The organism is Serratia bockelmannii (genome assembly GCF_008011855.1).
Classification (GTDB): Bacteria; Pseudomonadota; Gammaproteobacteria; order Enterobacterales; family Enterobacteriaceae; genus Serratia; species Serratia bockelmannii.
In genome coordinates this window covers 1,446,619-1,465,445 of record NZ_VOUX01000033.1, presented here as the reverse complement: position 1 = coordinate 1,465,445, position 18,827 = coordinate 1,446,619, and the positions used below count along the sequence as shown (strand labels likewise).

The 18,827-nt window shown below is 60.6% G+C and carries 19 protein-coding genes; 11 read left to right on the top strand and 8 right to left on the bottom strand.

The window, feature by feature from the left end:
- Window positions 1-21: 21 nt before the first annotated feature.
- The 7 genes from FOT55_RS23465 to FOT55_RS23435 all read left to right on the top strand — a co-directional run bounded on the left by FOT55_RS23465 (window position 22) and on the right by FOT55_RS23435 (window position 7,065).
- Window positions 22-1,044, top strand: a complete 1,023-nt coding sequence (locus tag FOT55_RS23465; RefSeq protein ID WP_147824093.1) for a sulfate ABC transporter substrate-binding protein — start codon at window positions 22-24, stop codon at window positions 1,042-1,044.
- Window positions 1,045-1,884, top strand: coding sequence for a sulfate/thiosulfate ABC transporter permease CysT (gene cysT, locus FOT55_RS23460; RefSeq protein WP_019453852.1), 840 nt, complete (start codon window positions 1,045-1,047; stop codon window positions 1,882-1,884). It begins immediately after the preceding gene.
- Window positions 1,884-2,759: a sulfate/thiosulfate ABC transporter permease CysW gene (gene cysW, locus FOT55_RS23455; protein ID WP_025303787.1), complete on the top strand. Its 876-nt coding sequence runs from the start codon at window positions 1,884-1,886 to the stop codon at window positions 2,757-2,759. The genes cysT and cysW overlap by 1 nt, the downstream gene beginning before the upstream one ends.
- Window positions 2,749-3,837 (top strand): sulfate/thiosulfate ABC transporter ATP-binding protein CysA, encoded by a 1,089-nt coding sequence (gene cysA, locus FOT55_RS23450; RefSeq protein WP_025303786.1) that lies wholly within the window; start codon window positions 2,749-2,751, stop codon window positions 3,835-3,837. The genes cysW and cysA overlap by 11 nt, the downstream gene beginning before the upstream one ends.
- A gap of 81 nt (window positions 3,838-3,918) precedes the next feature.
- Window positions 3,919-4,800, top strand: coding sequence for a cysteine synthase CysM (gene cysM, locus FOT55_RS23445; protein WP_025303785.1), 882 nt, complete (start codon window positions 3,919-3,921; stop codon window positions 4,798-4,800).
- 252 nt (window positions 4,801-5,052) lie between these two features.
- Window positions 5,053-5,733, top strand: a complete 681-nt coding sequence (locus FOT55_RS23440; protein ID WP_025303784.1) for a response regulator transcription factor — start codon at window positions 5,053-5,055, stop codon at window positions 5,731-5,733.
- A gap of 6 nt (window positions 5,734-5,739) precedes the next feature.
- Window positions 5,740-7,065 (top strand): ATP-binding protein, encoded by a 1,326-nt coding sequence (locus FOT55_RS23435; protein ID WP_043140342.1) that lies wholly within the window; start codon window positions 5,740-5,742, stop codon window positions 7,063-7,065.
- Between the two features lie 75 nt (window positions 7,066-7,140).
- Here the strand turns inward: FOT55_RS23435 and crr are convergent, their stop codons facing one another.
- The 5 genes from crr to cysZ all read right to left on the bottom strand — a co-directional run bounded on the left by crr (window position 7,141) and on the right by cysZ (window position 12,043).
- Window positions 7,141-7,650: a PTS glucose transporter subunit IIA gene (gene crr, locus FOT55_RS23430; RefSeq protein WP_004936467.1), complete on the bottom strand. Its 510-nt coding sequence runs from the start codon at window positions 7,648-7,650 to the stop codon at window positions 7,141-7,143.
- A 49-nt stretch (window positions 7,651-7,699) separates the two neighbouring features.
- Window positions 7,700-9,427 carry a phosphoenolpyruvate-protein phosphotransferase PtsI gene (ptsI, locus tag FOT55_RS23425; RefSeq protein WP_025303782.1) on the bottom strand — a complete coding sequence of 576 codons (1,728 nt, stop codon included), beginning with the start codon at window positions 9,425-9,427 and terminating at the stop codon, window positions 7,700-7,702.
- A gap of 46 nt (window positions 9,428-9,473) precedes the next feature.
- On the bottom strand, window positions 9,474-9,731 hold the full coding sequence (gene ptsH / locus FOT55_RS23420; RefSeq protein WP_004936458.1) for a phosphocarrier protein Hpr: 258 nt from the start codon (window positions 9,729-9,731) through the stop codon (window positions 9,474-9,476).
- A 399-nt stretch (window positions 9,732-10,130) separates the two neighbouring features.
- Window positions 10,131-11,099 (bottom strand): cysteine synthase A, encoded by a 969-nt coding sequence (gene cysK / locus FOT55_RS23415; protein WP_004936453.1) that lies wholly within the window; start codon window positions 11,097-11,099, stop codon window positions 10,131-10,133.
- Between the two features lie 185 nt (window positions 11,100-11,284).
- Window positions 11,285-12,043, bottom strand: coding sequence for a sulfate transporter CysZ (gene cysZ, locus FOT55_RS23410; protein ID WP_025303781.1), 759 nt, complete (start codon window positions 12,041-12,043; stop codon window positions 11,285-11,287).
- Window positions 12,044-12,264: 221 nt separating this feature from the next.
- Here cysZ and zipA point away from each other — a divergent pair, with 221 nt between their 5' ends.
- The 3 genes from zipA (at window position 12,265) to FOT55_RS23395 (ending at window position 15,597) form a co-directional block, all read left to right on the top strand.
- Window positions 12,265-13,281, top strand: coding sequence for a cell division protein ZipA (zipA, locus tag FOT55_RS23405; RefSeq protein WP_043140339.1), 1,017 nt, complete (start codon window positions 12,265-12,267; stop codon window positions 13,279-13,281).
- A gap of 79 nt (window positions 13,282-13,360) precedes the next feature.
- On the top strand, window positions 13,361-15,382 hold the full coding sequence (ligA, locus tag FOT55_RS23400; protein WP_025303779.1) for an NAD-dependent DNA ligase LigA: 2,022 nt from the start codon (window positions 13,361-13,363) through the stop codon (window positions 15,380-15,382).
- Entirely contained in the window at window positions 15,382-15,597 is a 216-nt protein-coding gene (locus FOT55_RS23395; RefSeq protein WP_127146823.1) for a DUF3820 family protein, read from the top strand. The genes ligA and FOT55_RS23395 overlap by 1 nt, the downstream gene beginning before the upstream one ends.
- A 27-nt stretch (window positions 15,598-15,624) precedes the next feature.
- Here FOT55_RS23395 and FOT55_RS23390 read toward each other — a convergent pair whose 3' ends face one another.
- Window positions 15,625-16,623 carry a bile acid:sodium symporter family protein gene (locus tag FOT55_RS23390; protein ID WP_049198403.1) on the bottom strand — a complete coding sequence of 333 codons (999 nt, stop codon included), beginning with the start codon at window positions 16,621-16,623 and terminating at the stop codon, window positions 15,625-15,627.
- Window positions 16,624-16,719: 96 nt separating this feature from the next.
- Here FOT55_RS23390 and FOT55_RS23385 point away from each other — a divergent pair, with 96 nt between their 5' ends.
- Window positions 16,720-17,640: a LysR family transcriptional regulator gene (locus tag FOT55_RS23385; protein WP_147824092.1), complete on the top strand. Its 921-nt coding sequence runs from the start codon at window positions 16,720-16,722 to the stop codon at window positions 17,638-17,640.
- A gap of 1 nt (window position 17,641) precedes the next feature.
- Here FOT55_RS23385 and FOT55_RS23380 read toward each other — a convergent pair whose 3' ends face one another.
- Together FOT55_RS23380 and FOT55_RS23375 are read right to left on the bottom strand one after the other, a co-directional pair.
- A complete protein-coding gene (locus FOT55_RS23380) occupies window positions 17,642-18,109 on the bottom strand; it encodes a FlxA-like family protein (protein WP_147824091.1) in 468 nt (155 codons plus the stop codon).
- Between the two features lie 52 nt (window positions 18,110-18,161).
- The gene (locus FOT55_RS23375) at window positions 18,162-18,710 is read right to left on the bottom strand and encodes a nucleotidyltransferase family protein (protein ID WP_127146826.1); all 549 of its coding nucleotides are present in this window, start codon (window positions 18,708-18,710) and stop codon (window positions 18,162-18,164) included.
- Window positions 18,711-18,827 lie beyond the last annotated feature (117 nt).

Genomic DNA, 18,827 nt, shown 5'->3' with positions numbered 1-18,827 from the left:
GACTCAGTGATAAGGTGCAGAATGAAACAAAACCGGGTTAAAAATCTCGTGCTGAAAGGTTGGCTGGCGGCTGCGCTGTTGGCGAGCGGCGCCGCGTCGGCGGCGGAATTGCTGAACAGCTCTTATGACGTTTCCCGTGAATTGTTCGTCGCGCTGAATCCCGGCTTTGAACAGCAGTGGAATCAACAGCATCCGAACGACAAGCTGACCATCAAACAATCGCACGCCGGCTCGTCGAAGCAGGCGCTGGCGATCCTGCAGGGCCTGCGTGCCGACGTGGTGACTTACAACCAGGTCACCGACGTACAGATCCTGCACGATCGCGGGCAGCTGATCCCGGCGGACTGGCAGTCGCGCCTGCCGAACAACAGCTCGCCGTTCTATTCCACCATGGCGTTTCTGGTGCGCAAGGACAACCCGAAGGGCATCCACACCTGGAACGATCTGGTGCGTGACGACGTGAAACTGGTGTTCCCGAACCCGAAAACCTCCGGCAACGGCCGTTATACCTATCTGGCTGCCTGGGGCGCCGCCAGCCAGGCCGACGGCAATGATACGGCCAAGACTCGCGCCTTCATGACCCGTTTCCTGAAGAACGTGCTGGTGTTCGATACCGGCGGCCGCGGCGCGACCACCACCTTCGTCGAGCGCGGTTTGGGCGACGTGCTGATCAGCTTCGAGTCCGAAGTGAACAACATCCGCAAGCAATACGGTGAAGACAAGTACGACGTGATCGTGCCGCCGGTCGATATTCTGGCGGAGTTCCCGGTGGCCTGGGTCGACAAAAACGTCGAGCGCAACGGCACCGAACAGGCGGCCAAAGCCTATCTGAACTATCTCTACAGCCCGGCGGCGCAGCAGGTGATCACCAGCTTCTACTACCGCGTGTATGACCAGAAAGCGATGGCGGCGGCCAAGGGGCAATTCCCGGACACCCAACTGTTCCGGGTGGAAGATCAATTTGGCGGCTGGCCGCAGGTGATGAAAACCCATTTCGCCACCGGCGGCGAGCTGGATCAGCTGTTAGCGGCAGGGCGCAAGTAAATGTTGGCGTTGTCGTCCAGTAAGCGGGTGCTGCCCGGATTTGGCCTCAGCCTCGGCAGCAGTCTGTTTTATACCTGTTTGATCCTGCTGCTGCCGCTCACCGCGCTGGTGATGCAGCTGGCGCAGATGAGCCTGGCGCAATATTGGGAAGTGATATCCAACCCGCAGGTGGTGGCGGCGTATAAAGTGACGCTGCTGGCGGCCGGCGTTGCCAGCCTGTTCAATGCGGTGTTCGGCATGCTGATGGCCTGGATCCTGACGCGCTACCGTTTTCCCGGCCGTTCGCTGCTGGATGGCCTGATCGATCTGCCGTTCGCGCTGCCGACGGCGGTGGCCGGCCTGACGCTGGCGGGGCTGTTTTCTACCACCGGCTGGTACGGTCAGTGGCTGGCGCACTTCGACATCAAGGTTACCTTTACCTGGCTCGGGATCGCGGTAGCGATGGCGTTCACCAGCTTGCCGTTTGTGGTGCGCACCGTGCAGCCGGTGCTGGAAGAGCTGGGGCCGGAATACGAAGAGGCGGCCGAGACGCTGGGCGCCACGCGCTGGCAGAGTTTTCGCCGCGTGGTGCTGCCCGAGGTGGCGCCGGCATTGCTGGCCGGCACCGCCATCTCCTTTACCCGTAGCCTGGGCGAGTTCGGCGCGGTGATTTTCATCGCCGGCAACATCGCCTGGAAGACGGAAGTGACCTCGCTGATGATTTTTGTGCGTTTGCAGGAGTTCGATTACCCGGCGGCCAGCGCCATCGCCTCGGTGATCCTGGCGGCGTCGCTGCTGCTGCTGTTCAGCATTAACGTATTGCAAAGCCGCTTCGGCAGACGTTTGGGAGGAGGGCACTGATGGCTGATGTTTCCGCCTTCAACGGCGCCGAGCGCCCACGCGTTAACTGGGGCAAGTGGACGCTGATCGCCATCGGAACGCTGTTCTCGGTGCTGCTGCTGGTGGTGCCGATGATGTCGATTTTCGCCGAGGCCTTTTCCAAAGGATTCGGCGCGATGTGGAGCAACTTGCTCGATCCGGACATGCTGCACGCCATTTGGCTGACGGTCTTGATCGCGCTGATTACCGTGCCGTTTAACCTGGTGTTCGGCACGTTGCTGGCGTGGCTGGTGACGCGTTTCACCTTCCCCGGCCGCCAGCTGCTGCTGACGCTGATCGATATCCCGTTCGCCGTTTCACCGGTGGTGGCGGGGCTGATTTACCTGCTGTTTTACGGCAGCAACGGCCTGCTGGGCGGCTGGCTGGATGCGCATAACATCCAGATCATGTTCTCCTGGCCGGGCATGGTGTTGGTGACTATTTTCGTCACCTGTCCCTTCGTGGTGCGCGAGCTGGTGCCGATGATGCTCAGCCAGGGCAGCCAGGAAGACGAGGCCGCCATTCTGCTGGGGGCGTCCGGCTGGCAGATGTTCCGCCGCGTGACGCTGCCCAACATTCGCTGGGCGCTGCTGTATGGCGTGGTGCTGACCAACGCACGCGCCATCGGCGAGTTCGGCGCGGTGTCGGTGGTGTCCGGTTCGATTCGCGGAGAAACCTACAGTCTGCCGCTGCAGGTCGAGCTGTTGCAGCAGGATTACAACACCGTCGGTTCCTTTACCGCTGCCGCGCTGTTGACCCTGATGGCGATCGTTACCCTATTTTTGAAGAGTGCGCTGCAGTGGCGTCTGGAACGTCAAAACGCGCGTCTCGAGCGGGAGGAAAATCATGAGCATTGAGATTAACGGCATCAACAAGTACTTCGGTCGCACCAAGGTATTGAACGATATCTCGCTCGATATTGCTTCCGGCGAGATGGTGGCGCTGCTCGGGCCGTCCGGTTCCGGCAAGACCACGCTGCTGCGCATCATCGCCGGGCTGGAAAGCCAGAGCGGCGGCAAGCTGGGCTTCCACGGCACCGACGTCAGCCACATGCATGCACGCGACAGGCGCGTGGGTTTCGTGTTTCAGCACTATGCGCTGTTCCGCCACATGACGGTGTTCGACAACATCGCCTTCGGCCTGACCGTGCTGCCACGCCGCGAGCGGCCGAACGCCGCGGCGATCAAACAGAAAGTCACTCAGTTGCTGGACATGGTGCAGCTTGGCCATTTGGCCAATCGCTACCCGTCGCAGCTGTCCGGCGGCCAGAAACAGCGCGTGGCGCTGGCGCGCGCCCTGGCGGTGGAACCGCAAATTCTGCTGCTGGACGAGCCGTTTGGCGCGCTGGATGCGCAGGTGCGTAAAGAGCTGCGTCGCTGGCTGCGCCAACTGCACGAAGAGCTGAAGTTCACCAGCGTATTCGTCACCCACGATCAGGAAGAAGCGATGGAAGTGGCCGACCGCATCGTGGTGATGAGCCAGGGTAATATCGAACAGGTTGGCTCGCCGGAGGAGATTATGCGCGAGCCGGCCAGCCGCTTCGTGCTGGAATTCATGGGGGAAGTGAACCGCCTGAACGGCGAAATTCGCGGCTCCCAGCTGTTCGTCGGCGCGCACCAGTGGCCGCTGTCGTTCCAGCCGATGCACCAGGGCAGCGTCGATCTGTTCCTGCGCCCGTGGGAAATGGAAGTGGCGACCGAAAGCAGCGAACGTTGCCCGCTGCCGGTTCAGGTGCTGGAAGTCAGCCCGCGCGGCCATTTCTGGCAGCTGACGGTGCAGCCGATCGGCTGGCATCAGGAACCGATAAGCATAGTGCTGCCGGAAGGCAACGCCACGCCGGTGCGCGGCGGCCGTTATTACGTCGGCAGCCTCAATGCGCGGCTGTATGCCGGCGATCAACTGCTGCAACCTGTTGCGTTAGCCAAAAGCGCCTGATAGGTTTTAACAGCCCTTTTTTTCAAGGCAACCCCAGGGTTGCCTTTTTACTTTACGCACACCAACACACAGGCAAAGATCGTGACAACGCTCGAACAATGCATCGGGAATACCCCGCTGGTAAAACTGCAACGGCTGGCCGCCCAGGCGGGCAGCGAAGTATGGGTCAAACTGGAAGGCAATAACCCGGCGGGATCGGTGAAGGATCGCGCCGCGTTGGCGATGATCCAGCAGGCGGAGCTGCGCGGGGAGATCAAGCCCGGCGACGTGCTGATCGAGGCTACCAGCGGCAACACCGGTATTGCACTGGCGATGATCGCTGCATTGAAAGGCTATACGCTGAAGCTGCTGATGCCGGAGAACATGAGCCTGGAACGGCAGGCGGCGATGCGCGCCTACGGTGCGGAACTGATCCTGGTCAGCCGTGAGCAGGGGATGGAAGGGGCGCGCGATCTGGCGTTGGAGATGCAGCGCCAGGGGCAGGGCAAGGTGCTGGATCAGTTTAACAATCTCGACAATCCTTATGCCCACTTCACCACCACTGGCCCGGAGATCTGGCGCCAGACCGAAGGGCGCATCACGCACTTCGTTTCCAGCATGGGCACCACCGGCACCATTACCGGCGTGGGCGGTTACCTGAAGAGCCAGAATCCGCAGGTGCAGATCGTCGGCCTGCAGCCGGCGGAGGGCAGCAGCATCCCCGGCATTCGCCGTTGGTCGCCTGCTTACCTGCCGGGGATTTTCCGCCCGGAGCTGGTGGATCAGGTGTTGGATATCGAACAGGGCGATGCCGAGCAGACCATGCGCCAGTTGGCGCAGCGTGAAGGCATTTTCTGCGGCGTCAGCTCCGGCGGTGCGGTAGCCGGCGCCTTGCGCATCGCGGCGGCCCACCCTGGCAGCGTCGTGGTGGCGATCGTTTGCGATCGCGGCGACCGTTACCTCTCTACCGGCGTGTTCGACTGATCGCTCCTTCCCGGCGGTGTGTTCCGTCGGGAGAATCTTTCCCCCTTTCCTTTCGACAGACGGCAGCCCCGCTTGCGTGGTAGCTGCCGCTTGCTCGTGCGCCAATGCCATGACTGAAGTAGAGAAATTGCGCGGCAGCGGCCACAATAACGGTGGCGAGACGCAAAGAGCGATGTGTAAGGATTGAGTAAAACCGGCTGCGGGCCGGCGGAATTGGCGGGAAAATAACGAAAATCGGTGAAGGAGCAAGGCATGAAAATTTTACTGGTCGACGATGACCTGGAGCTTGGCACCATGCTGAGCGAATACCTGACCGGCGAAGGCTTCGATGCCACGCTAGTGCTGACGGGCAAGGCGGGGGTAGAGGGCGCGCTGTCGGGCGACTATACCGCGATGATCCTCGACATCATGCTGCCGGACATGAGCGGCATTGACGTGCTGCGGGACGTACGTAAAAAGAGCCGGCTGCCGATCATCATGTTGACCGCCAAAGGCGACAACATCGATCGGGTGATTGGCCTGGAGATGGGCGCTGACGATTACATGCCCAAACCGTGCTACCCGCGCGAATTGGTGGCGCGTCTGCGCGCGGTGCTGCGCCGTTTCGAAGAGCGGCCGCAAGAGGCGGACGACGAAGCCGCCATCAGCTTCGGCGAGCTGACGCTAAACCCTTCAACCCGCAGCAGCGAATGGCGCGGTAAGGCGTTTGATCTGACCGCTTCGGAATTCAATCTGTTGGAGCTGTTGCTGCGCGCGCCGGATCGCGTGGTGTCGAAGGACGAGCTGTCCGAGAAGGGGCTGGGGCGCCCGCGTGAGGCCTATGACCGCAGCGTGGACGTGCACATCAGCAATATTCGCCAGAAGCTGAGCGCGTTGGCCGGCAGTAAGCTCAGCATCGAGACGGTGCGCAGCATCGGCTATCGCATCCGGTAACCTGATATGCGCGGAAGACTGTTCTGGAAAATTTTACTCGGCTTTTGGTTGACCTTCCTCATCATGACGCAGGCGCTGTGGGTGGCGTTTTCTCTTTATGGCGATCGTTATGTGCCGCCGGAGAACGCCATGGCGCGGCGGGTCATTGGCCTGCAACTGACCTCCGCCGCCACCCAGTTGCGCAGCGGCGGTATGCCGGCGCTGGAAGCCCTGATGCGCGACTGGCCCGAGGACGACAGGCGTCTGCTGTCGGTTACGCCGATGACCCAACCGCCGCCGCCCGCGCCGGAAGAACCGGTGTTTGAAGGGCGTCGTATGCCGAAAGCGATTTCCGCCTGGGTGCAGACCGGGGAAGGGCAAGGTTACTGGCTGAGCTATGACGTGCGCGGGCTGCGGGAAGAGTATCGGCCGGAGCGGCGTTCCCACTTCTTCAACATTCCTGCGCCGATGCTGTGGGTCGGCGGGCTGGGCGGTTTGCTGTTCAGCGCCGTGCTGGCCTGGAACCTGACCCGGCCGATGCGTCAGCTGCGCGGCGGCCTGGATCGGGTGGCGCAGGGCGATCTGTCGGTGCGGCTGTTCCCGAACATGCGGCGCCGCCATGACGAGCTGTCCGACGTGGCGCGCGATTTCGACACCATGGCCGAGCGGCTGGAACTGCTGGTTAGCGCCCGCGAGCAGTTACTTCATGACGTTTCGCACGAGCTGCGTTCACCGCTGGCGCGCCTGCAGCTGGCGATTGGCCTGGCGCGGCAGAATGCCGGTAACGTCGAAGCCTCGCTCAAACGTATCGAACACGAGTCGGGGCGGCTGGACAAAATGATCGGCGAGCTGCTGGCGTTGTCGCGTACCGAACACAGTAGCCTGCCGGACGAGGAGTATTTCGATCTGTACGGCCTGGTGGACGCGGTGGTGAGTGATGCACGCTACGAGGCGCAGGTGCCCGGCGTGGATATCGTGCTGCAGGCCGAGTCGGACGTGGAGTATACCGTCAAAGGCAATGCGGAGCTGATGCGGCGAGCGGTGGACAACATCGTGCGCAATGCGCTGCGCTTTTCCAGCCACGGCCAGCGGGTGACGGTGGCGCTGTCGCGCGTCGATAACCAGTTCCAGATCGCCGTCAGCGATCAGGGGCCGGGGGTCGAAGAGGCGAAGCTGTCGAGCATCTTCGATCCGTTCGTGCGTGTGAAGTCGGCGCAGTCGGGCAAGGGTTACGGCTTGGGGCTGGCGATTACCCGCAAGGTGGTATTGGCGCACGGCGGCCAGGTTGAGGCGCGCAACGGCGACAAAGAGGGGCTGGTCATTACCCTGCGTATCCCGCGCTGGTCGTCATAACGTAGCGAGATTGGGATACGACGAAGGGGATAAAAAAACGGCGCCGAGGGCGCCGTTTTTCTTGCTCATCCGCGCTTACTTCTTGATGCGGATGATCGGGGTTTCGCCAACGGTCACGCTGCCGGACAGTTTGATCAGCTCTTTGATCTCGTCCATGTTGGAGATAACGACCGGCGTCAGGGTAGACTTGGCTTTCTCTTCCAGCAGTGGCAGGTTGAACTCGATAACCACGTCACCTTTCTTGACGCGCTGACCTTCTTCGGCGATGCGTTTGAAGCCTTCGCCTTTCAGTTCTACGGTATCGATGCCGAAGTGGACGAACAGCTCAATGCCGCTGTCGGATTCGATAGAGAATGCATGGTTGGTTTCGAAAATCTTACCGATGGTGCCGTCAACCGGAGCAACCATTTTGTTACCGGCCGGTTTGATGGCGATACCGTCGCCAACGATTTTTTCAGCGAACACTACGTCCGGCACATCTTCGATATTGACGATTTCGCCAGAAAGGGGAGCGACGATCTCGATAGTGCCCGTGTCTTTCTTGTCATCAGAAACCAGAGATTTCAGTTTATCGAACAAACCCATGATCTTCTCCTAAGCATTAAATTGGGCGGCGTTCCAGTGTCGTGGAAGTTTAGCAGAGCGTTTTTTCTTCGATGAATTTATTGACGCAATTCATCAGGTCTTGTGCCGTTGGCTGTGCCAAGGCCTGCGCTGCCAACGCCTTCACATCTTCGAAATTCGTGTTACGAATAATTTTCTTGATGCGCGGGATTGAAATCGCACTCATGCTGAACTCATCCAGCCCCATGCCCAATAACAACAGTGTAGCACGCTCATCGCCAGCCAGTTCGCCGCACATGCCGGTCCACTTGCCTTCTGCGTGAGATGCATCAATAACCTGTTTGATCAGGCTAAGTACTGATGGGGACATCGGGTTATAGAGATGAGAAATCAGCTCGTTGCCGCGATCTACCGCCAGAGTATACTGGGTTAGATCGTTTGTCCCAATACTAAAGAAGTCGACTTCTTTCGCCAGGTGGTGAGCGATGACCGCCGCAGCCGGTGTTTCCACCATCACGCCCACCTCGATGCTCTCGTCAAACGCCTTGCCTTCTTCGCGCAGCTGCGCCTTCAGCGTCTCGATTTCGCCTTTCAGATCGCGCACTTCTTCCACGGAGATGATCATCGGGAACATGATGCGCAGTTTGCCGAACGCCGAGGCGCGCAGGATGGCGCGCAGCTGGGCGTGCAGGATTTCACGGCGGTCCATCGCGATGCGGATGGCGCGCCAGCCGAGGAACGGGTTCTCTTCCTTCGGCAGGTTCATGTACGGCAGGTCTTTGTCGCCGCCGATGTCCATGGTGCGGACGATCACGGCCTGCGAGCCCATGGCTTCCGCCACGGCTTTATAAGCCTGGAACTGCTCGTCTTCGGTTGGCAGCGAGTCGCGGTCCATGAACAGGAATTCGGTACGGTACAGGCCGACGCCTTCCGCGCCGTTGCGCTCTGCACCCGCGACGTCGCGCACGGTGCCGATGTTGGCGCAGACTTCAACCTGATGGCCGTCCAGCGTAATCGCCGGCAGGTCCTTCAGCTTGGCCAGATCGTTTTTCTCGGTGATGTATTGGTTCTGGGCGGCTTTCAGCTGATCGATAACGTCAGCGGTCGGATTAACGTAAATTTTGTTGTTAACCGCATCCAGAATCAGGTAGTCGTCGTTTTTCACCTGCTTGGTCACGTCGCTGGTACCGACGATCGCCGGCAGCTCCAGGGAGCGCGCCATGATAGAGGTGTGGGAGGTGCGGCCGCCGAGATCGGTAATGAAGCCCAGCACTTTGTCCAGGTTCAGCTGCGCGGTCTCGGACGGGGTCAGATCGGTGGCCACCAGGATCACTTCGTCCTGAATGGAGCCCAGATCGACGATCGGCATGCCCAGAATGTTTTGCAGCAGGCGTTTGCCGATGTCGCGCACGTCGGCGGCGCGTTCTTTCAGGTATTCGTCGTCCAGCTCTTCCAACGCTTTTGCCTGACCTTCGATCACGGTGTAGGCGGCGGCGTCTGCGGAGGCCAGATCGTCTTTGATTAGGGCTATGATTTCCTGCTCAAGCTCTTCGTCTTCCAGCAACATGATGTGGCCTTCGAAGATAGCTTCCTTCTCTTCGCCGAAGGTTTCGCCAGCTTTGGTCTTGATCGCTTCCAGCTGTTCGGACGCTTTCGCGCGGCCGGCCAGAAAACGCGAGACTTCCTGCTCTACTTGATCAGCAGAGATTTTTTTCCGGTTGATGACGATGTCGTCTTCTTTCAGCAAGAGAGCCTTACCAAAAGCGATGCCCGGTGATACTAAAATGCCTGAAATCATAACCCTACCTTACTCTTGACTGGTGTTAACTAAAAAGACGGGCCGATTACTCAAGCTCTGCCATCAGTTTTACCAAGTGCTCAACGGCTTTCTGCTCGTCTTCACCTTCAGCTGAGATGGTCACTACGGTCCCTTGAGTCAGCCCCAGAGTTTGCAGTTTGAACAGGCTTTTAGCGCTGGCGCTTTTGCCGTTGGAGGTCACGGTGATGTCAGACGTGAAGCCTTTGGCTTCTTTAACGAACTGAGCGGCAGGGCGAGTATGCAGACCATTCGGAGCGGTAATAGTAACTTCTTGCTGGAACATTGATGTTTCCCCAACTTATTGGATTAATGTTGTGGAGTTAAAGTTTAGCCCAGGGGCCTGACTTTAACTTGTCTGGTTATAGCGCCTGACTATGGACAGGGGCGAACGTTGATGCAACAGAAAACGACGCGTTAGGCACTTCAGATCAAAAAACTCGGCTTTAGACGTCGTTCCAATCCGCTCCCCATTATGCCCGATTCGCCGCGTCGGCGACAGATGAGTAAATCGATTCAGCCTTGACCGTGCTCGGAGAGTGATTAATTTTGCGCATCGAAATAATGCAACGTTAAATACTAAAGGCGACGGGCAAAAGCAATCTTGGACTGCTATAAAGTTTGATCCAGTCCACAAAAAAGCACCCCGCAGGGTGCTTTTTTAGCGATTTGTGCAGTTGCGGAATTACTGCTGCAATTCCTGCTCGGTGAACAGATCGGCGAACAGCGCGGTGCTGAGATAACGTTCGCCGGAAGAGGGCAGGATGACCACGATAGTCTTGTCGGCGAACGCCGGTTCTTCGGCCAGTTTCACCGCCGCCGCGACCGCTGCGCCGGAGGAGATGCCCGCCAGGATGCCTTCTTCGTCCATCAGACGACGCGCCATGCTGATGGCTTCGTCGTTGGAGACTTTCTCGACGCGATCCACCAGGTCAAGATCGAGGTTGCCCGGAATGAAGCCGGCGCCGATGCCCTGGATCTTGTGCGGGCCCGGTTTCAGCTCTTCACCGGCCAGCGCCTGGCTGATGACCGGCGAGTCGGTCGGCTCGACCGCCACGGTGGTGATGGCCTTGCCTTTGGTGTTCTTGATGTAGCGGCTGACGCCGGTCAATGTGCCGCCGGTGCCGACGCCGGAGATGAACACGTCGACTTCCCCATCGGTGTCTTCCCAGATTTCTGGGCCGGTGGTTTTTTCATGGATGGCCGGGTTGGCCGGGTTGCTGAACTGCTGCAGGATCAGGTAACGGTTCGGATCGGTGGCGACGATCTCTTCGGCTTTGGCGATGGCGCCTTTCATGCCTTTCGCCCCTTCGGTCAGCACCAGATTGGCGCCCAGCGCCTTGAGCAGCTTGCGGCGCTCGATGCTCATGGTTTCCGGCATGGTCAGCGTCAGCTTGTAACCGCGCGCAGCGGCGACGAAGGCCAGCGCGATGCCGGTGTTGCCGCTGGTCGGCTCCACCAGTTCCTTGCCGGCGGTCAGCACGCCGCGTTGTTCCGCATCCCAAATCATATTGGCACCGATGCGGCATTTGACGCTGAAGCTCGGGTTGCGTGATTCAACCTTGGCCAGAATGCGTCCGTTGCCGATACGGTTCAGACGAACCAGCGGCGTATGGCCGATTGTTAATGAGTTGTCTTCATATATCTTGCTCATAGCCCGTCCTTTAACTCTATGAAAATGTGGGGAACATCGAAAGCATACGCTAACAGTACCGGCAGGGAAGTAAAGAATTGGTATATCTATATGTTATTAGGAAATAAGTTTTAAGCACAATGATAAGGGCGCGAAATGCGCGCCCTGTCGAAAATTCCCGCGCTGTCGGCGGTAAAAAACGGCGATTATCGGACGAATTGAGTGCGATAACGATCGACCCACATCGCGGTGGCGCCGCAGACGGCGACCGGCAGGATCACCAGGTTGAGGATCGGGATCATGGTGAAGAGGCTGACCAGCGCGCCGAACTGCAGATTGTCGGTTTTGTGCTGGCGCAAAGCGCGGCGCATGTCGGCAAAGCTCACCTTGTGGTTGTCGAACGGGTAGTCGCAATACTGGATCGCCAGCATCCAGGCGCTGAACAGGAACCACAGCACCGGCGCCACCGTCTGGCCGATGCCGGGCACGAAGTACAGCGCCAGCAGCAGCAGCGCGCGCGGCAGGTAATACATCAGCTTGCGCCATTCGCGCGCCATGATGCGCGGCAGATCTTTGGCGATGCCGAGCAGGCCGGTGTCCGGCAGCGGTTTGCCGGTCAGGCTGCCTTCGAGCTGCTCGGCCAGCAGGCCGCAGAACGGCGCGGCGATCAGATTGGTGATAGTGCTGAATAGATAGCTGAACACCAGCAGCACCGAAATGACCGCCAGCGGCCACAGCAGGTAGCTCAACCATTGCAGCCAGTCGGGAACGTGGCTCATCATCGCCGGGATCCAATCGCCAAGCCGGCTGAACAGCCACCAGAAAGCGGAGCCCATCAGCAGCACGTTGACCAGCAACGGCAGGACCACATAGCGTTTAATCCCCGGGCGCGAAATCAGGCGCCAGCCTTCGGCGAAATAGTGAATGCCGCTGGTCGAGCGGGAAGGGAGCTGCGTATAGGACATATCTTAAGTTATCTCGTTGTCTGAACAGGCATCATTATCATATAGGGATGATTTTCCACTGGCTAGGGTAGGGTTGGCTGAAAAACCAGCAGAAAAAGGCAGTATAATCATCTTTATTGGCATAAAGTTCAGCACGGACTTGCACTTGTGTGCGCGGGCAAATAGAGTTAAAGAGTGAATGTTTGCCGCGGTGGCAATGTATTGGAACAACAGAGATAGCAATGATGCAGGATTTGCGTCTGATATTAATCGTTGTTGGCGCGATCGCCATAATAGCGCTGTTATTGCACGGTCTGTGGACCAGTCGCAAAGAACGGTCAGCGCTCTTCCGCGATCGCCCAGCCAAACGTTCCCAAAAGGAACGTGAACAAACTCCGATCGACGATCTCGAAGAAGGCGTCGGTGAGGTGCGCGTACGCGCCGCTCACCCGCAAGACGAGCCGTCATTCGGCCATTTCGATGCCGCACGCGAAGAACCCGTGGCCGCGCCGAAGCCCGCTCCGGCGGCTGCGCCAGCGCCCCACGCCGTTCAGCCGGCTGCCCATCAGACGCCGCCTCCGCTGTCTCAGCGGCCGGAATATGATGATATCCTGCTGAACAACTACGCGCCGGACGAAGAACAGGCCGAACCGCAGCAACCGCAACCGGCCGTGCGCCGTGAGCCGCGCGTCGACGATCTGCCGCATGAACATGAGGCGCCGCAGGGGGCAGAACCGGCATTCCACGCCGAACCGGCTCCTGTGCAGCAAGCGCCGGAAGTGAAGCCTGCGCCGGAACCTGCACCGCAGCCTGCGGCTGCGCCAATTCAGGCTAAGCTGAAAGAGACCGTGCTGGTGCTGCACGTCGCGGCCCATCAGGGCGGCGTGATCGGCGGCGAAGTGCTGCTGCAGAGCGTGTTGCAGGCGGGCTTCCAGTTTGGCGAGATGGGCATCTTCCACCGCCATATCAGCCCGGCCGGCAGTGGCCCGGTACTGTTCAGCCTGGCGAACATGGTCAAGCCGGGGTCGTTCGATCCTGACATGATGTCCGATTTCTCCACGCCGGGCGTGTCGATGTTCATGATGGTGCCGTCTTACGGCGACGCCAATCAGAACTTCAAGCTGATGCTGCAGTCGGCGCAGCGCATCGCCGACGACGTGGGCGGCGTGGTGCTGGACGACGAGCGCCGCATGATGACGCCGCAGAAGCTGGAAACCTACAAAGCGCGTATCCGTGAAGTGTTGGAAAACAACGCCTGACCGGGTTGCCGCGCGCACTGAACATCCGTAACAACAAAGCCCCCGCTAGCCGGGGGTTTTTTATCTTTGATGGTGAGCCATGGAATCGATAATCCAACAAATCAATCAACTACGAGCCACATTGCGCCATCATGAATACCAGTATCATGTGCTGGATGCGCCCGAAGTGCCGGATGCGGAATATGACCGCCTGATGCGTGAGCTGCGCGAGCTCGAGAGCGCGCATCCGGAGCTGATCACCGCCGATTCGCCGACCCAGCGCGTGGGCGCGGCGCCGCTTGCGGCGTTCGACCAGGTGCGTCACGAAGTGCCGATGCTGTCGCTGGACAACGTGTTCGACGAAGAAAGCTTCCTGGCGTTTTACAAGCGCGTGCAGGACAGGCTCAAAAGCAGCGATCCGCTGACCTTCTGCTGCGAACTGAAGCTGGATGGCCTGGCGGTCAGCCTGCTGTATGAAGACGGCGAACTGGTGCGCGCGGCGACGCGCGGCGATGGCACCACCGGGGAGAACATCACCACCAACGTGCGCACTATTCGCGCCATCCCGCTGCGCCTGACCGGCGACAACATCCCGCGCCGGCTGGAAGTGCGCGGCGAAGTGTTCATGCCGCAGGCCGGTTTTGAACAGATGAACGAAGAGGCGCGGCGCAAAGACGGCAAGGTGTTCGCCAATCCGCGCAACGCCGCCGCCGGTTCGCTGCGCCAGCTCGATCCGCGCATTACCGCCAAACGCCCGCTGACCTTCTTCTGCTACGGCGTCGGCCTGCTGGAAGGCGGCGAGCTGCCGCGCAGCCACTTTGAGCGCCTGATGCAGTTCAAGGCCTGGGGCCTGCCGGTTAGCGATCGCGCCCAGCGCCGCACCGGCAGCGAGGAAGTGCTGGCGTTTTATCGTCAGGTCGAGCAGGACCGCGCACAGCTCGGTTTCGACATCGACGGCGTGGTGATCAAGATTGACGACATCGATCTGCAGGAAACGCTGGGCTTTGTGGCGCGAGCACCGCGTTGGGCGACGGCGTTCAAATTCCCGGCCCAGGAGCAGATCACCGTGGTGCGCGAAGTGGAGTTTCAGGTTGGCCGCACCGGCGCGATTACGCCGGTGGCCCGCCTTGAGCCGGTGTTGGTGGCCGGGGTGACCGTCAGCAATGCCACCTTGCACAATGCCGATGAAATTGAGCGGTTGGGGCTGCGCATCGGCGATACGGTGATCGTGCGCCGTGCCGGCGACGTGATCCCGCAGGTGGTGGGGGTGCTGGAAGACCGCCGGCCGCAGGATGCGCGCGAAGTGGTGTTCCCGCTGCACTGCCCGGTGTGCGGCTCCGACGTTGAGCGCGTGGAAGGCGAAGCCGTGGCGCGCTGCACCGGCGGTCTTATCTGCGGCGCGCAGCGCAAAGAGGCGTTGAAGCATTTCGTTTCCCGCCGCGCGCTGGACGTTGAAGGCATGGGCGACAAGATCATCGAGCAACTGGTGGACAAGGAGTACGTGAAGAACCCGGCCGATCTGTTCCGGCTGTCCGCCGGCATTCTGACCGGTCTGGATCGCATGGGGCCGAAATCGGCGCAGAACCTGGTCAATGCGCTGGAGAAATCCAAACAGACCACCTTCGCCCGCTTCCTGTATGCGCTCGGCATTCGCGAGGTCGGCGAAGCGACCGCCGCCAACCTGGCGGCGCATTTCGGATCGCTCGAGAAGTTGTTCGCCGCTGACATCGAGGCGCTGAAAGAGGTGCCGGACGTCGGCGAAGTGGTGGCCAAACACACCCGCAATTTCCTCGATGAAGCGCTCAATCAGCAGGTGATCAACGAGCTGGTGGGCGCCGAGATCGGCATCCACTGGCCGGCGCCGGTGGTGGTGGCGGCGGAAGAGATAGACAGCCCGTTCGCCGGCAAAACCGTGGTGCTGACCGGCTCGCTGAGCCAGCTGTCGCGCGACGAGGCCAAAGATCGCCTGACGGCGCTGGGCGCCAAGGTCAGCGGCAGCGTGTCGAAGAAAACCGATCTGGTGATCGCCGGTGAGGCGGCCGGTTCCAAGCTGGCGAAGGCGCAGGAGCTGGGTATCGCCGTGATCGACGAAGCGGAGATGATCCGCTTGCTGGGTGAGTGATGGAAAAAGAACACCTGCTGGAGATCGCCAATACCGTGATGCCGTTCGGCAAGTACCAAGGGCGGGTGCTGATCGATCTGCCCGAAGAGTACCTGCTGTGGTTCGCCCGCAAGGGCGAATTCCCCAAAGGCAAGCTCGGCATGCTGATGGAGATGACGCTGGCGATTAAAATCGAAGGGCTTGACCACCTGGTCAAGCCGCTGAAGAAAAGCTGAACTGACGGGTCTTGGCCCGTCTTTTTTTTACCCGCGCGACGCCTGTGCGTTGGCGTTGGGCACCGCCTGTTGCGCTCGCTGCTTGCGCTGGTATCTTTTGGCCAGCACTGCGCAGGTCATCAGCTGCACCTGATGAAACACCATCAGCGGCAGCACCATGATCCCCACCGTCGCCGCCGGGAACAGGATATTGGCCATCGGAATGCCGTTCGCCAGGCTCTTCTTCGAACCGCAGAATACGATGGTGATCTCGTCCGCTTTGCTGAACCCCAGCCAACGCGCCATGTAAGTGTTCACCACCAGCACGATCGCCAGCAGCACGATGCTGCCGCCGACGATAAACGCCAGCGAACCGATCCCCACCTGATGCCAGATGCCGTGCGTGACCGCCTCGCTGAAGGCGGCGTACACCACCAGCAGAATCGAGGTCTGGTCGGTTTTACCGATCAGCGGGCGATGGCGCTCGATCCAGCCGCCGATCAGCGGCCGTAGCAGGTGGCCGGCGACGAACGGCACCAGCAGCTGCAGCACGATCGAGCCCACCTGCCGCAGGCTACCGGTATCGCCGTGCACGTTCATCAGCAGGCCGACCAACAGCGGCGACACGAAGATCCCCAGCAGGCTGGATGCAGACGCGCTGCACACCGCTGCCGCCACGTTGCCGCCCGCCAGCGAGGTGAAGGCGATGGCCGACTGCACGGTGGCGGGCAGGATGCACAGGTAGATGAAACCGGCGTACAGCTCGGGGCTGACGTCGATCGGCGCCCACCAGGCGAACAGCATCCCCAGCGCCGGAAAAATGATGAAGGTGCTGAACATCACCCACAGATGCAGCCGCCAGTTATTGCTGCCGGCCAGGATGGCCTCGCGCGACAGCTTGGCGCCGTGCATGAAAAACAGCAGGGCGATGGCGGCGATGGTCAGGGCGTTGAGCCAGCCGACGAACTCGCCGCGCGCCGGCAGGAACGACGCCAGCAGCACGGTGGCGATCAGCGTCAGGGTAAAACGATCGGGTAGGAATCTCATGGCGATGCGCTCGGGTAGAAAATCGATGGGGCTATTCTCCCGCGTGGGCATATAATAATTAAATTGATTTATTTAATTCATCTATGAATAAAACACATGAATTACTCACTCAAACAGCTGCGGGTGTTCGTCGCCATCGCCCGCCACGGCAGCTTCAGCCGCGCCGGCGAGGCGATCGGCCTGACGCAATCGGCGGTCAGCCACAGCGTGAAAGAGCTGGAGGCGGAGGTCGGCGTGCGCCTGCTGGATCGCACCACGCGTGAAGTGGTGTTGACCGACGCCGGCCTGCGGCTGGCCAACCGGGTCGAACGGCTGCTGGACGAGCTGCAGGCCGCTTTGCTGGATGCGCGCAGCTTTGGCGTACAGCGCAGCGGCACGGTGCGGGTGGCGACGAGCCAGACCATTTCCGCCCATCTGATGCCGCAGTGCATCGCCGCCGGCGAACGCGAATACCCGGAGATCCGCATCATGCTGCGCGATCAGGCGCAGCAGCAGGTGCTGCACAGCGTGCGCAACGCCGAGGTGGATTTTGGCATCGTGGTCGATCCGGTGCAGGCGGTGGATCTGGAGTGCGAAGCGGTGCTGCATGAACCGTTCCTGCTGCTGTGCCGCGACGATCACCGGTTTGCTGAGCAGCAAGAGGTGCGTTGGTCGGCGTTAAACGGCTGCCGTCTGGTGTTGCAGGATTATGCGTCGGGCAGCCGGCCGCTGATCGACAGCGCGCTGAGGCAGCAGGGCGTCGAGGCGCAGGTGGTGCAGGAAATCGGCCATCCGGCGACGCTGTTCCCGATGGTGGCGGAGGGGATCGGCATCAGCATTTTCCCGGCGTTGGCGCTGCCGTTGCCGGAAGGGGGGCGGCTCCGGGTGCGGCGGCTGGTGCCGGAGATCAACCGTGCACTGATGCTGGTACGGCGCAAGAACCGTTCGCTGACGCCGGCGGCGGAGGCCATCTGGCAGGTGGCGCGTCAGCAGGCGGCGCTGCTGCACCAGCGCCGGCAGGAAAACGCGGAATATTGAGTCAGATATAGACGTCCACTGCGTTGAGCGGCGTTGGGCGGTTTACGCCGTCGCCGGCTTGCGCTGCGGCTTTTGTCATCTGCTCCTGCTGCTGCTTTTCCATTTCTTCTTTCTGGATGCGCGCGATCTCGGCCTGCAACATCTTGATCTGCGCTTCGATCAGCTGTTTCTGTTTTTCGATCTCTTTGGGGTCGGCGCTGGAGTCCTTCAGCTCCACCAGCTTTTGCTGCAGCGCCTGAATCTGCCGGTTCAGCGCCTTGATGCGCACCGAGGCGCGGCTTTCGTTGAGGTTAGCCGGTTCTTCATTGCCGTTGGCGCGTTCGTTTTTCTCCATCTTGCCGCCTTGCGGCTGGTTGTTGACCGGTTTGGCCATCAGCAATTCGCCCTGATGGCCCGGCGCGCTAAAGACGTTGCTGACGCCGGGAACGGTATTTTTGATCGGTACTATCATGGTGATGGTGGTCGACATGGATGCTCTCCCTGAGTCGGTATATCGCTGATCAGGGTATCGGCAGCGGCGGCTAAATCTTTACCTGCCGCAGACGCGGCCAGCGCAACAGCCAACCTTTGTCGAGCACGCGCTGGGCATAGGCCGCGCGATCGCCGTTCTTCACGTTGAAGGTAATGGTGTCGTCGAACAGCGCCGCGAGCCCGAAGGGGGCCACCAGGGTGATGCTGTCGTCGGCGTTCAGGCGCGCGCCGATCGCCGTTTCCACTTCGGTCCAGAAGCTGATGGCCTCTTCGCTGTTGCGGTAGGGCGCCCGGCCGCCGCGCAGGTGCATGCGCGCCTGATTCTTGACCGACCACGGCTGCGGCAGCCACTGTTGCAGCCGCGCCTCCAGCATGCGATCGCGTTCGGCGTCCGCGCGCTGCGCATCGAAGTGGATCACGTCGATATCGTTGAGCGGCGTGGGCTCCCTATAGCCGTGGCGCCGATCCCACACCAGGTTGCGTACGAAGCCGGCGCCGAGGCACCAGTCATTCAGGCCGAGCCGGCGCACGGTGCGCAGGGCGGCCATGCGCGCGTTATCTTGTTGCAGCCAGTCGATAATTTGCCGTTGCGGATCCATCACCCCTCCTGTTTTCGCGGCTACTGTAACCCGAAGCGGCGGCGGGTGAAATGGGGGGAAGCGTGATGGCGGCGATCGCGTGCAAAATAATTTTCTTTTCCCACTGACTACACTTGG

Coding starts and splice junctions, on each gene's coding strand:
- ptsI (WP_025303782.1), bottom strand. CDS start 9,427: ATGATTTCAGGCATTTTAGTATCACCGGGCATCGCTTTTGGTAAGGCT.
- FOT55_RS23390 (WP_049198403.1), bottom strand. CDS start 16,623: ATGAGATTCCTACCCGATCGTTTTACCCTGACGCTGATCGCCACCGTG.
- FOT55_RS23440 (WP_025303784.1), top strand. CDS start 5,053: ATGAAAATTTTACTGGTCGACGATGACCTGGAGCTTGGCACCATGCTG.
- ligA (WP_025303779.1), top strand. CDS start 13,361: ATGGAATCGATAATCCAACAAATCAATCAACTACGAGCCACATTGCGC.
- zipA (WP_043140339.1), top strand. CDS start 12,265: ATGATGCAGGATTTGCGTCTGATATTAATCGTTGTTGGCGCGATCGCC.
- FOT55_RS23435 (WP_043140342.1), top strand. CDS start 5,740: ATGCGCGGAAGACTGTTCTGGAAAATTTTACTCGGCTTTTGGTTGACC.
- FOT55_RS23395 (WP_127146823.1), top strand. CDS start 15,382: ATGGAAAAAGAACACCTGCTGGAGATCGCCAATACCGTGATGCCGTTC.
- cysZ (WP_025303781.1), bottom strand. CDS start 12,043: ATGTCCTATACGCAGCTCCCTTCCCGCTCGACCAGCGGCATTCACTAT.
- crr (WP_004936467.1), bottom strand. CDS start 7,650: ATGGGTTTGTTCGATAAACTGAAATCTCTGGTTTCTGATGACAAGAAA.
- cysW (WP_025303787.1), top strand. CDS start 1,884: ATGGCTGATGTTTCCGCCTTCAACGGCGCCGAGCGCCCACGCGTTAAC.
- FOT55_RS23375 (WP_127146826.1), bottom strand. CDS start 18,710: ATGGATCCGCAACGGCAAATTATCGACTGGCTGCAACAAGATAACGCG.
- cysA (WP_025303786.1), top strand. CDS start 2,749: ATGAGCATTGAGATTAACGGCATCAACAAGTACTTCGGTCGCACCAAG.
- ptsH (WP_004936458.1), bottom strand. CDS start 9,731: ATGTTCCAGCAAGAAGTTACTATTACCGCTCCGAATGGTCTGCATACT.
- FOT55_RS23380 (WP_147824091.1), bottom strand. CDS start 18,109: ATGTCGACCACCATCACCATGATAGTACCGATCAAAAATACCGTTCCC.
- FOT55_RS23465 (WP_147824093.1), top strand. CDS start 22: ATGAAACAAAACCGGGTTAAAAATCTCGTGCTGAAAGGTTGGCTGGCG.
- cysT (WP_019453852.1), top strand. CDS start 1,045: ATGTTGGCGTTGTCGTCCAGTAAGCGGGTGCTGCCCGGATTTGGCCTC.
- cysK (WP_004936453.1), bottom strand. CDS start 11,099: ATGAGCAAGATATATGAAGACAACTCATTAACAATCGGCCATACGCCG.
- FOT55_RS23385 (WP_147824092.1), top strand. CDS start 16,720: ATGAATTACTCACTCAAACAGCTGCGGGTGTTCGTCGCCATCGCCCGC.